Source organism: uncultured Flavobacterium sp. (assembly GCF_963925415.1).
Taxonomy (GTDB): Bacteria; Bacteroidota; Bacteroidia; order Flavobacteriales; family Flavobacteriaceae; genus Flavobacterium.
The window spans coordinates 1-12,504 of the sequence record NZ_CAWUTS010000029.1 but is presented as its reverse complement, the minus strand read 5'-3'; the positions used below and the strand labels follow the sequence as shown (position 1 = coordinate 12,504).

Annotated in this window: 11 protein-coding genes and 1 riboswitch; of the genes, 7 read left to right on the top strand and 4 right to left on the bottom strand. The window is 31.4% G+C overall.

Annotation, left to right across the window (positions count from 1 at the left end; genetic code table 11):
- The 7 genes from AABM47_RS02110 to AABM47_RS02080 form a co-directional block, all read left to right on the top strand.
- A partial coding sequence (locus tag AABM47_RS02110) for an alpha/beta fold hydrolase (protein ID WP_338409272.1) occupies positions 1 to 1,032 on the top strand: 1,032 nt, incomplete at its 5' end.
- Positions 1,019 to 2,119 (top strand): aspartate kinase, encoded by a 1,101-nt coding sequence (locus AABM47_RS02105; RefSeq protein WP_338409271.1) that lies wholly within the window; start codon positions 1,019 to 1,021, stop codon positions 2,117 to 2,119. The genes AABM47_RS02110 and AABM47_RS02105, both read left to right, overlap by 14 nt.
- A gap of 162 nt (positions 2,120 to 2,281) precedes the next feature.
- Positions 2,282 to 2,402: riboswitch (SAM riboswitch) on the top strand.
- 48 nt (positions 2,403 to 2,450) lie between these two features.
- The gene (locus AABM47_RS02100; RefSeq protein WP_338409270.1) at positions 2,451 to 3,443 is read left to right on the top strand and encodes a homocysteine S-methyltransferase family protein; all 993 of its coding nucleotides are present in this window, start codon (positions 2,451 to 2,453) and stop codon (positions 3,441 to 3,443) included.
- A gap of 62 nt (positions 3,444 to 3,505) precedes the next feature.
- On the top strand, positions 3,506 to 6,178 hold the full coding sequence (gene metH / locus AABM47_RS02095; RefSeq protein WP_338409269.1) for a methionine synthase: 2,673 nt from the start codon (positions 3,506 to 3,508) through the stop codon (positions 6,176 to 6,178).
- Positions 6,179 to 6,222: 44 nt separating this feature from the next.
- On the top strand, positions 6,223 to 7,179 hold the full coding sequence (gene metF, locus AABM47_RS02090; RefSeq protein ID WP_338409268.1) for a methylenetetrahydrofolate reductase [NAD(P)H]: 957 nt from the start codon (positions 6,223 to 6,225) through the stop codon (positions 7,177 to 7,179).
- Positions 7,180 to 7,324: 145 nt separating this feature from the next.
- Complete coding sequence (locus AABM47_RS02085) at positions 7,325 to 8,398, top strand: acyloxyacyl hydrolase (protein ID WP_338409267.1); 1,074 nt, start codon at positions 7,325 to 7,327, stop codon at positions 8,396 to 8,398.
- Entirely contained in the window at positions 8,395 to 9,123 is a 729-nt protein-coding gene (locus tag AABM47_RS02080; RefSeq protein ID WP_338409266.1) for a head GIN domain-containing protein, read from the top strand. Before AABM47_RS02085 ends, AABM47_RS02080 begins: the two co-directional genes overlap by 4 nt.
- 2 nt (positions 9,124 to 9,125) lie before the next feature.
- Here AABM47_RS02080 and AABM47_RS02075 read toward each other — a convergent pair whose 3' ends face one another.
- The 4 genes from AABM47_RS02075 to secG form a co-directional block, all read right to left on the bottom strand.
- Positions 9,126 to 9,920 carry a zinc-dependent peptidase gene (locus AABM47_RS02075; protein WP_338409265.1) on the bottom strand — a complete coding sequence of 265 codons (795 nt, stop codon included), beginning with the start codon at positions 9,918 to 9,920 and terminating at the stop codon, positions 9,126 to 9,128.
- Positions 9,921 to 10,101: 181 nt separating this feature from the next.
- Positions 10,102 to 11,727 carry a chaperonin GroEL gene (gene groL, locus AABM47_RS02070; protein WP_338409264.1) on the bottom strand — a complete coding sequence of 542 codons (1,626 nt, stop codon included), beginning with the start codon at positions 11,725 to 11,727 and terminating at the stop codon, positions 10,102 to 10,104.
- Positions 11,728 to 11,748: 21 nt separating this feature from the next.
- Positions 11,749 to 12,024: a co-chaperone GroES gene (locus tag AABM47_RS02065; protein ID WP_338409263.1), complete on the bottom strand. Its 276-nt coding sequence runs from the start codon at positions 12,022 to 12,024 to the stop codon at positions 11,749 to 11,751.
- A 146-nt stretch (positions 12,025 to 12,170) separates the two neighbouring features.
- Positions 12,171 to 12,503, bottom strand: a complete 333-nt coding sequence (gene secG / locus AABM47_RS02060; protein WP_338409262.1) for a preprotein translocase subunit SecG — start codon at positions 12,501 to 12,503, stop codon at positions 12,171 to 12,173.
- Position 12,504: the final 1 nt, after the last annotated feature.

Below are 12,504 nucleotides of genomic sequence, written 5' to 3'. Positions count from 1 at the left end.
AAAATAAACTTTAAAAGAAAATATAAATTAAATATAATGTTAGAAAAAATAAACCTTTTTGACTCTACTCTAGAAAACGGAACATTTATAAAACAGATTTCTTTATACTATCAAGTATTTGGTCAAGAAATAGGTTCTGCTCCAGTAGTTGTAGTAAATCATGCTTTAACAGGAAATTCTAATGTAACGGGTAAAAATGGTTGGTGGAATGATTTAATTGGTAAAAACAAAACAATTGACACCAATTATTACACACTTATTGCTTTTAATATTCCAGGAAATGGTTTTGATGAAGATCCTGAGAATTTAATAAATAATTATCAAGATTTTACAGCAAAAGATATCTCATTGTTTTTTTGGAAAGGCCTTTTTCATCTTCATATATATGAAATTTTCGCTTTAATTGGAGGAAGTCTTGGTGGTGGCATAGCTTGGGAAATGGCAAATTTAGAACCAAATAAAATTCAAAATTTAATTCCAATTGCAACCGATTGGAAAGCAACTGACTCGGTAATAGCAAATGTTTTAGTACAGGATAGATTATTAAGCTGTTCAGAAAACCCGATTGAAAACGCTCGAATTCATGCTATGCTTTTATACAGAACTCCAGAATCACTAAAGGATAAATTTAAAAGAGAAAAAAAAATTGATTCAAATGTGTTTCAAATTGAAAAATGGTTAATCAATCACGGTGAAAAATTAAAAAACAGGTTTCACCTTTCATCTTATAAGTTGATGAATCATTTGCTAAAAACAATAGATATAGCCAAAGATTCTAAAGATGCTGTGGAAACTATTAGTAAAATAACGGCTTCAATTCATATCGTATCTGTAGATACTGACTTATTTTTTATAGCAAAGGAAAATATAGATACTTACGAACAATTAAAAGAAATTAAAAATAATATTTTTTACCATGAAATCAAATCTATTCACGGTCATGATGCTTTTTTAATTGAGTTTGAACAGTTAAATACTATTTTAACACCCATTTTTAATAAACAAAAACAAAACAAATATGTCAACGCTTAAAATAAATATAGTGCTTTTCGGAATAGGAAATGTTGGTAGTGTTTTGATAGAGCAAGTTTTAGCAAATAAAAAATTTTCTCTTGAAAAACAAAACATAGAATTAAACTTCCCAATTGTAACAAATTCAACCTTAGCTCTTTTTGAAAAAGACGGTTTAAGTATTGATTGGAAAGATGATTTTGCTAATTCAGCAATTCCATATAAACTTGAAGATATTATTGAGTATGTTAAATTGCACCAATTGGAAAATTTAATAGCTATTGATGCTTCAACAAGTTCAGATTTTGTTGCTAGTTATATTCCATTAGTAGAAAATGGTTTTCATATTGTAGCGGCAAATAAAAAAGCGAATACATTAGACTATGTTTTTTATAAAGATTTAAGAAAAACGTTTAAAAAATACGATAAGACTTTTATGTATGAAACTAATGTAGGCGCAAGTTTACCAGTTGTTCAAACCATAAGTGATTTACATCTTTCTGGCGAAAAAATCACCAAAATTAGAGGCGTTTTTTCAGGTTCGTTGAGTTATATTTTTAATAGGTTTTCAGAGGAACAAATAAGCTTTTCAGAAGTGTTGATTGAAGCTGAAAATAGAGGTTATACTGAACCTGATTCTCGAGAAGATCTCTCTGGATCTGATGTAGCTAGAAAATTATTAATTTTAGCGAGAGAATTAGATCAAGTTTTTGAGTTTTCTGATGTTCAAGTAACTTCTTTATTGTTGCCTAATTTAAATGAAACACATTCAAAAAGCGAATATGCAATAAATAAATTATTATTTGATAAGCCTTTTGAAATTGCAAAAATTACTCAAAATAAAAATCATGTGCTTCGTTATGTTGGTGAATTTGATGTTGAAGCTAAAAAACTAGAAGTAAAATTAGTTTCTGTTCCAAAAAGCACAGCTTTAGGGCAGTTAAAAGGAGCAGATAACTTAATAGAAATTTATGCAAAATCATATGGTGAAATACCAATAGTTATTCAAGGAGCAGGCGCAGGTAAACAAGTTACAGCTCGAGGAATTTTAATAGATATATTAAAAATTACAGATAAAATAAAAAATAAACAACCTGTCTTTTTATAGATAATATTTTTCATTAATTTAAGTAATTGGTTTCATAAATTCTACTAATTATATAAATTTTAGATTTTAATTCTATAATTAATAAAATTTTAATCTAAATTTAGAAAATATTTCATAATCTAAAAATAAATTATACCTTTGTAAGGTTCTTAAAAATAATGATTGTTATCACGAAAGCTGGAGAGATTAGACTCGATGAAAGCTTAGCAACCCTACTCTTGTAGAAGGTGCTACATTCTCTTCTTAAATCTGAACTTGTTCAGGCTTTAGAAAAAGATAACTCAACGAAACTCTTTCGAATTTCTTGATGACATGATTAACATATAAAATAATGTCATTAATTCAAGAAGCAATAAAAGAAAGAATCCTTGTACTCGATGGAGCAATGGGTACCATGTTACAGCGCTATAACTTTTCGGAACATGATTTTCGTGGTGAACGATTTAAAGATTTTCCGCATCCTTTAAAGGGCAATAATGATTTATTATCCATCACACAACCTGAAGCCGTTAAACAAGTCCACCGTTTGTATTTTCAATCGGGTGCTGATATTGTCGAAACCAATACTTTTTCGGGAACAACAATCGGAATGGCCGATTATCATTTAGAAGATTTTGTTTACGAATTAAACTTTGAATCTGCAAAAATTGCTCGCCAAGTAGCTGATGAATTTAATGATAGACCCAGATTTGTAGCAGGTTCAATAGGGCCAACAAACAGAACGGCTAGTATGAGTCCAGATGTAAATGATCCTGGATTTAGAGCTGTATCTTTTGATGATTTGAAAATTGCCTACAAGCAACAAGTTGAAGCTTTAATTGATGGCGGTTGTGATGTGTTGTTGGTAGAAACTATTTTTGATACTTTAAATGCAAAAGCAGCACTTTTTGCCATAGTAGAAGTCAAAGAAGAACGCAATATTGACATTCCTGTTATGGTGTCAGGTACTATTACAGACGCTTCTGGACGAACACTTTCAGGTCAAACTGTGGAAGCATTTTTGATTTCAATTTCACATATCCCATTATTAAGCATCGGTTTTAATTGCGCACTTGGTGCTGATCAACTGAAACCTTACTTAAAAAGATTAGCTCTAAATACACAATTAAATATTTCAGCTCATCCAAATGCGGGTCTGCCAAACGCTTTTGGTCAATACGATCAAACGCCTCAAGAAATGCAAGCCTTAATCAAAGAATATTTAGAAGATAATTTGGTAAATATAATTGGTGGATGTTGTGGAACGACTCCCGAACATATTAAGCTTATTGCTGAGGTAGCTACTCAATTTAAGCCAAGAAATATAGAAAAAGTAACCTATTAAATTAGTAAAAACCTTTATTATAAGCATTGCTTATATGAGTCTTTGTTACAAAAAAACACAATATGTTAGAAACAAAATATTTAAAATTATCAGGTCTTGAACCCTTAATTATAACGCCAGAAACAAACTTTGTTAACGTTGGTGAACGCACCAATGTTACAGGGTCACGTAAATTTCTTCGTCTTATTAAAGAAGAAAATTACAATGCAGCCCTTTCTATAGCACGAGAACAAGTAGAAGGTGGGGCCCAAATCATTGATGTCAATATGGATGAGGGAATGCTAGACGGTGTATATGCCATGACAAAGTTTTTAAACTTAATTGCTGCTGAACCCGATATTGCACGAGTTCCTGTCATGATAGACAGTTCTAAATGGGAAATCATAGAGGCAGGGCTAAAAGTTGTTCAAGGAAAAGGAATTGTGAATTCTATTTCTCTTAAAGAAGGGGAAAAAATTTTCATCCAACATGCCAAACTAATTAAAAAATATGGAGCTGCAGTTGTTGTAATGGCTTTTGATGAAAATGGTCAAGCAGATAATTACGAAAGAAGAATAGAAATTTGTAAAAGAAGTTATGATATTTTAGTTGATAAAGTTAAATTTTCTGCCGAAGACATTATTTTTGATCCCAATATTTTTCCCGTAGCAACGGGCATGGACGAGCATAAACTAAATGCGCTTGATTTTTTTAGAGCGACTAAATGGATTCGTCAAAACCTTCCTTATGTAAATGTTTCAGGTGGTATAAGTAATGTGTCTTTTTCATTTAGAGGAAATGATAAAGTGCGAGAAGCAATGCATTCGGCTTTCTTATATCATGCAATTAAAAACGGAATGACTATGGGAATAGTAAACCCAGAAATGTTAGAAATCTACAATCAAATTGACCCAATATTACTGGAACATGTAGAAGATGTACTATTAAACAGAAAGGACGATGCAACAGAGCGTTTACTAGATTTAGCAGAAAGTTATAAAGGTGATTATAAAGTAAACGAAAAGGCTATACAAGAATGGAGAAATGGGCCTGTTGAAGATCGATTAATACACTCTTTAGTAAAAGGAATCGATGAATTTATAGAATTAGATGTTGAAGAGGCCCGACAAAAATCCAAAAAAGCAATTGAAGTTATAGAAGTAAATTTAATGGAAGGAATGAATGTTGTAGGAGATTTATTTGGAAGTGGAAAAATGTTTTTGCCCCAAGTTGTAAAATCTGCCCGAGTGATGAAAAAAGCGGTGGCATACCTTTTACCCTATATAGAAGCGCAAAAAGGAGATGCCATTTCGTCGAGTAACGGTAAGATACTAATGGCTACTGTAAAAGGGGACGTTCACGATATTGGTAAAAATATTGTTGCAGTTGTACTAGGATGTAATAATTTCGAAATAATTGATTTAGGAGTTATGGTTCCGCCAGAAAAAATTATTGAAGTAGCAATACGAGAAAATGTTGACATTATTGGGCTAAGCGGATTAATTACACCTTCATTGGACGAAATGGTATACTTAACCAAAGAGATGGATAAGTTAAATATTAAAATTCCAATAATGATTGGTGGAGCAACCACATCTCGAGCTCATACTGCTGTAAAAATATCACCCGAATATAAGGCAACTGTTGTTCATGTAAATGATGCTTCCAGAGCTGTAACTGTTGCCAGTAATTTGCTAAAAAAAGAAAGTAAAGATGCTTATGCACATGATATTAAGAAAGAATATGACACACTTAGAGAAGGGTATTTAAGTAGAAGTCGCGATAAAAATTTTTTGACCATTGAGCGTGCTCGAAAAAATAAATTACAGATTGATTGGAAACACTATCAACCAACAAAGCCAAATTTTATAGGAGTTAAAACGATCGATGTCGAATTGTCTGAATTAATCCCTTTTATTGATTGGACTCCGTTTTTTCAATCTTGGCAATTGTTTGGAAAGTTTCCAAAAATTCTTACAGACGAGGTTGTAGGGTCTGAAGCAACTAATTTATATAGCGATGCTTTACGTATGTTAGCTATACTAGTTGATGAAAAATGGTTTACTGCCAAAGGGATTGTAGGTATTTTTCCAGCAAATCAAATTAATGATGATGACATAGAGTTGATACAGACTAATAATCAACCAGTATCTTTTTTAACCTTAAGACAACAGTCTCAAAAAAAAGCTGGAGTTCCCAATATAGCTTTAGCCGATTTTATTGCGCCAAAAGACTCAAAAGTTCAAGATTACATGGGCTGTTTTTGCGTGACTACTGGCTTTGGTGTAGAAGAAAAAGCTAAAGAATACGAAAAACAATTAGACGATTATAATTCTATTATGACAAAAGCATTAGCAGACCGATTGGCTGAGGCTTTTGCAGAATATTTACATTTAAAAGTGCGAAAAGAAATTTGGGGATACGCTACAGACGAACGGTTAAATAATTTAGAGCTAATTAAAGAACAATATCAAGGCATTCGACCAGCGCCAGGTTATCCTGCCTGTCCAGACCATTTAGAAAAACCTACCATATGGAAGTTACTTAGCGTAGCAGAAAACATAGGAGTTACCCTTACCGAAAACATGGCTATGTGGCCCGCTTCTTCTGTTTCAGGATATTATTTTGCAAATTCAGCGAGTACGTATTTTGGACTCGGAAAAATAAAAGAAGACCAGGTAATTGATTATGCCAAAAGAAGAGGTATTTCTACTGAAATAGCAACAAAATGGCTTGCACCTAATATAGCAGACTAATAACAATCCATTAAAAATTAAGGCTAAAAACCTGCAATCAAAATATGAAAGTAACTAAACATATAGAAAAAGCCGAAGGAAAATCTTTGTTCTCATTTGAAATATTACCGCCACTAAAAGGACAAAATATTCAATCTATTTTTGATAGTATAGATCCGTTGATGGAATTTAACCCTCCATTTATAGATGTAACCTATCATCGGGAAGAATATGAATTTAAAGAATTACCGAATGGTCTATTGGAAAAAAAAATTGTAAAAAAACGACCTGGTACTGTTGGAATTTGTGCTGCTATTCAAAACAAATACGATGTTGATGCTATTCCTCATATTTTATGTGGTGGATTTAATAAAGAGGATACAGAAAATTTGTTGATTGATTTAGATTTCCTTGGAATAGATAATGTAGTTGCACTTCGAGGTGATGCTGTTAAAAGTGAAATATATTTTAAACCCGAGAAAGATGGCAATCAATTTGCAAGCCAATTGGTAACCCAAATATCAAACCTAAATAAGGGAATTTATTTAGATCAAGATCTGCAAAACTCTACCAGTACTAATTTTTGTATAGGTGTTGGTGCTTATCCCGAAAAGCATATGGAAGCTCCTAGTTTAGACAGCGACATTCATTTTTTGAAACAAAAAATAAAAAACGGGGCCGACTATATAATTACTCAAATGTTTTTTGACAATAAAAAATTCTTTGATTTTGTAGAAAAATGCAGAAAATCAGGAATTACCGTACCTATTATTCCAGGATTGAAGCCTATTGCAACAAAAAAACAACTGAATTTGATTCCGCATCGATTTAGTATTGAACTACCCGATGATTTAATTATGGCAGTAGTTAAAGCAAAGGACAATGATGCTGTAACACAAATAGGAATTGAATGGTGTACACAACAAAGCAAAGAATTGATTGAGGCAGGAATTCCGGTTTTACATTATTATTCCATGGGAAAAGCAGCGAATATAAAAGCAATAGCACAAGAAATTTTTTAACAATCAATACAATATATTTAGCACTTTATTGAGAGTACAGATTCTTTATTTGCAATAAAAAAAGTTGTAATAAACCTCAGAAAAGAGAACCACACATAAATGCAAAACCATTTGCTTTAATAAATCAATTATATTTGCCATATATATGAAGCAAATTATATTTTTTTTATTTATTTTTTCTGTTGCAAATGCTCAATATACGCTTGATGCAGATTATTTTTATGGAAAAATATTGCCTCACAGTTCTGCTATAAAACATTTGATACTTAAGCATCCTGAGGGAATTTTGCTGAGTTTTAATAAAAAAACTTTTGGAGAAAAAGAATGGCAATCTAATTTTAACTTTCCAGATTATGGTTTTTCAATGCAATTTCAATCAAATAAAAACCCAATCTTAGGAGATTTATATGGTGCATATGCTCATTACAATTTTTACTTCTTTAAACGAAATTTGGTTTTTCGAGCAGCCCAAGGAATTGCTTACAGCACCAATCCTTTTGATGATATCAATAATTTTAGAAATGTTGCATATAGCACAAAATTAATGCCCTCTGCCTATTTTTTATTAAATTACAGAAAAGAAAAAGTCATTGGTAATATAGGTTTTCAAACAGGTATGTCTTTTTTTCATCACTCTAATGGAAGCATAAAATCACCCAATACGAGTACCAATGCCTTCACTTTTCAGTTGGGCTTAAATTATGCTATTACAGATGACTCTAAAGCCTATAAATTAACGTCAATTGACTCGTTAAAGATCAAGTACCTTATTTCATACAACATAGCTTTTAGAACAGGTATTAATGAGGGTGATGTAATTGGAAGTGGCCAAAGACCTTTTTATGAATTGTGTTTTTTTGCAGATAAACAATACAGTAAAAAGAGCAAAATTCAATTAGGTATTGATTTGTTTGCGATGTATTATTTAAAAGAATACATCAAATATAAGGCAGTCGCTTATCCAAATGAAAACATAAAAGAGAATACTGATTTTAAAAGGATAGGACTTTTTATAGGTTATGAACTGCTTATAAATAAACTTTCATTTGAAGCTCAAGTTGGCTATTATGTATATGAACCTTTTGATTATTTAGGGCCTTTTTATCAGCGTATTTCAGGAAAATACCATTGGAATAATTTTTTTTTTAGCAGTGTTTCATTAAAAACGCATGCAGCAAAAGCAGAAGCATTAGAATTTGGAATAGGCCTAAAGTTATGAGAAAAACAATTTTATTATTTAGTTTTTTTTTATTAATAAGTTGCGATGAAAATCAGTTTTTGGATTTGTCGGGTGAACTTATTTCTAAAAAAATCACAGTTCCTTTTTTTGATAAAATCAACATTTCCGAAGGCATAGAATTGCATATTAGAGATGAAGCTGAAACAAAAGTGGAAATTGTTGCAGGAACAAATGTGATTGATAAAGTAACTTTTTTAGTGCTTAAAAACCAACTTTTTATTGACGCTAGCACTGCTACTCAATTATTTCAAAGTTATGAACCTGTAAAAATTTATTTGTCTATCGATCAATTGGTTTCGCTTTATTCTTCTTCGCAATTTAACATCTATTCAGAAAATATATTGAATTTTAGTCATCTTAATTTGCAATCTGGTTTGTTTGATGATACCGCTTCTGGAGAATTTCATTTGCAGGTAAATTGCACTAGTTTAGTTGTAGAAGATAACAGAGCTGGTTTTTATAAAATAGAAGGTAATGTGAACAATTTAACGGTCGCTTTTTATAATGGTAATGAACGTTTTGACGGATCAAACCTTATCGCTCAAAACGTATTTATTTTTCAAAGAAGCAGCAATGATATTAGTGTAAATCCACAGCAACAAATTACGGGAACTATTTACAGTACCGGAAATGTAATTTTATTTAACAATCCTCCTGTTATTGATGTACAAGTTTTATATCAGGGGCAATTGATATATCATTAAATTTATTTTGAAAAATTAATCATAGATCTTACTTTTTCATACAATTCAGGAAATTGCTGTTTGAATTGTGCTGGCGTTTCAAAAAAATGTTCTAAAATAACAGCAATAAATTCAAATTCATTTGTAAATGCATAAACTCTAAAGTAATCAGAATCTATTAATCTTTTTAAGTTTGCGGGTTGTTTAACTTGTATCATAATTTCGCTATAATTTATAGCAAAAATAGAAGCAGAAGTCCCTGAGTTTTTTAAGCCTTGATAGTGTAAAACATGCGAAAATTCATGTAAGCCTAAATTGAGATTATCAGTATTAATTTCATAGCCATCTAAAAAATGTTTCCAAGAAAATGCTATAGCTTTCATTCTGGGATTAAATTCGCCTTTGTGGTATGTATTATTTAGCTTTGAATAATATATATCAGGATAAATGATGATTTTATCAATTATAGTAAAAACAAAGTTACGCATTCCAAAGGTGAGCATTACCGCTGTCGATGCAATTAAAACTTTCATTTGTTCTGTTACTATTAATCCGTCTTTTCCATAAAAAGGAAAAGATTTTATAAAGACAGCGACTCTATGTTCAAAATATTTTTTTAATCGTGGAGAAAGTTTTTTATAAAATTCAAATTCGTTTTGTAGAATTTGTATTTGTGTTTTTGTGGCCTTTTTAGGTATTGGATAAAAATGTACATAAATAGGTTTTCTAAAAAAGAAAATATAAAGAGGCTCTATAATTAAATTGTATAGAAAAAAACACAGTATGCAAACGGTTAATAAGCCTATTAAATATGTCAAAAAATAAGGATTTAAATTAATTAAAACTCTTTGTTTGTTTTACTAGATATGGCATATACCTTATGCTATTTTATATTGAACTTAGCTCTATTTTTAAAATAAATTAGAGTCCTATACTTTTAAATTAAAAAAATCTTGATGAATACCATCAAGATTTTTTTAACGTAAATTTTGTGCCGTTTTACATCATTCCAGGCATACCACCTTGGTTTTGTCCGGCTTCGTCTTTTTCTTTGATGTCAATTAAAGCACACTCTGTAGTTAAAATCATACCTGCAACTGAGGCAGCATTTTCTAGTGCTACACGTGTTACTTTTTTAGGATCAATAATTCCTGCTTTAAGCATTTGAACATATTCACCTGTTTTAGCATTAAATCCAAAATCACCTTTACCTTCTAAAACTTTTGCAATTACTACAGAACCTTCTCCTCCTGCATTTTCTACAATTGTTCTTAAAGGTGATTCAATTGCTTTATTTACAATTTGAATCCCTGTTGCCTCATCAGCGTTTTCAGGTTTTAAACTTGATAATGCTGCTTTTGCTCGTACAAGCGCTACACCACCTCCAGCAACTATTCCTTCTTCAACAGCAGCTCTAGTTGCGTGCAATGCATCATCAACACGATCTTTTTTCTCTTTCATTTCTACTTCAGATGCTGCACCTACATATAAAACAGCTACACCGCCTGCTAATTTAGCTAAACGTTCTTGCAATTTTTCTTTGTCATAGTCAGATGTAGAAGTTTCAACTTGAGCTTTTATTTGGTTAACTCTTGACTTAATGTTTTCTGCAGAACCAGCGCCGTTTACAATTGTAGTATTGTCTTTATCTATGGTTATGTTTTCTGCCGTTCCTAGCATGTCTAAAGTTGCATTTTCTAATGAATAGCCACTTTCTTCAGCAATAACGGTTCCTCCTGTTAAAATTGCAATATCTTCTAGCATTGCTTTTCTTCGGTCACCAAAGCCTGGAGCTTTAACTGCTGCAATTTTTAAACCACCTCTTAATTTGTTTACTACTAATGTTGCTAATGCTTGTCCGTCAACATCTTCTGCAATAATTAATAAAGGTTTTCCAGATTGAGCAACAGGTTCAAGAATGGGTAATATTTCTTGTAGATTTGATATTTTTTTATCGAATAATAAAACGTAAGGATTATTTAATTCAGCAATCATTTTATCAGCATCTGTTACAAAATAAGGAGATAAATAGCCTCGGTCAAATTGCATACCTTCGACAACATCAACATACGTTTCAGTTCCTTTTGCTTCTTCAACGGTGATTACACCTTCTTTACCAACTTTGTTAAATGCTACGGCTATTAATTCGCCAATAGTATCATCATTATTAGCAGAAATAGATGCAATTTGTTTTATTTTTTCTGATGAATTACCTACAGTTTGTGATTGTTTTGTTAAATCTGCAACAATTGCTTCAACAGCTTTATCAATTCCTCTCTTTAAATCCATTGGGTTTGCACCTGCAGCCACGTTTTTAAGACCTTCTTTAACAATTGCTTGTGCTAACACAGTTGCTGTTGTTGTTCCGTCTCCAGCTAAGTCGTTTGTTTTTGAGGCAACTTCTTTTACCATTTGAGCACCCATGTTTTCTAAAGGGTCTGCTAGTTCAATTTCTTTTGCAACAGTTACACCATCTTTAGTTACAGATGGACCTCCAAATGATTTGCTGATGATAACATTTCTACCTTTAGGGCCAAGAGTTACTTTTACAGCATTTGCTAATGCATCAACACCTCTTTTTAATCCATCACGTGCTTCAATATCAAATTTTATATCTTTTGCCATTTTTTTTGTTTTTAAATGTAATTAAATAATTGCATAAATTTCTTCTTCTTTCATAATCAGGTAATCTATACCTTCATATTTTATCTCTGTTCCAGCATATTTACCATACAATACAGTATCACCTACATTGACCGTCATGGTGTAATCTTTTTTACCATTTCCAACGGCTACAACAGTTCCTTTTTGTGGTTTTTCTTTAGCTGTATCAGGTATGATTAATCCTGAAGCAGTAGTAGTTTCTGCAGCCATTGGCTCAATAACTACTCGGTCTAAAAGCGGTTTAATATTTAGTGACATAGTTTTATTTTTATTATTTTTATTATTTTTATTAAGTGTTGATTTCTTATTTTCAGAAATTATGCCAATACATTTTTTATGACAGATTTTCCAATAAAAAATGCCAGCACTGACAGGCTGGCATTTTATTTATTTTTGACTAAAAATTATTTAGTTGAGTCATTTGCAGTTGTTGGTGCAGCAGTATTGGTTGAAGGTACTGTAGCTGAAGGAATGTTAATTTCGCTTTCATCTATAATTTTTGAACCGTTAACACCACCATTGTCAAAGCTAAGTGTCGATAAGAATATTAAAACGATTAGTGCTATCCCTAAATACCAAGTACTTTTGTCTAAAAAGTCTGTTGTTTTTTGAACACCACCTATTTGTTGTGTACCGCCAAAAGAAGAAGATAAACCCCCACCTTTAGGGTTTTGTACCATAATTGCTAATATTAATAGAAAACATACTATGTAATTGCTATTAAAAATCCTGTAAATC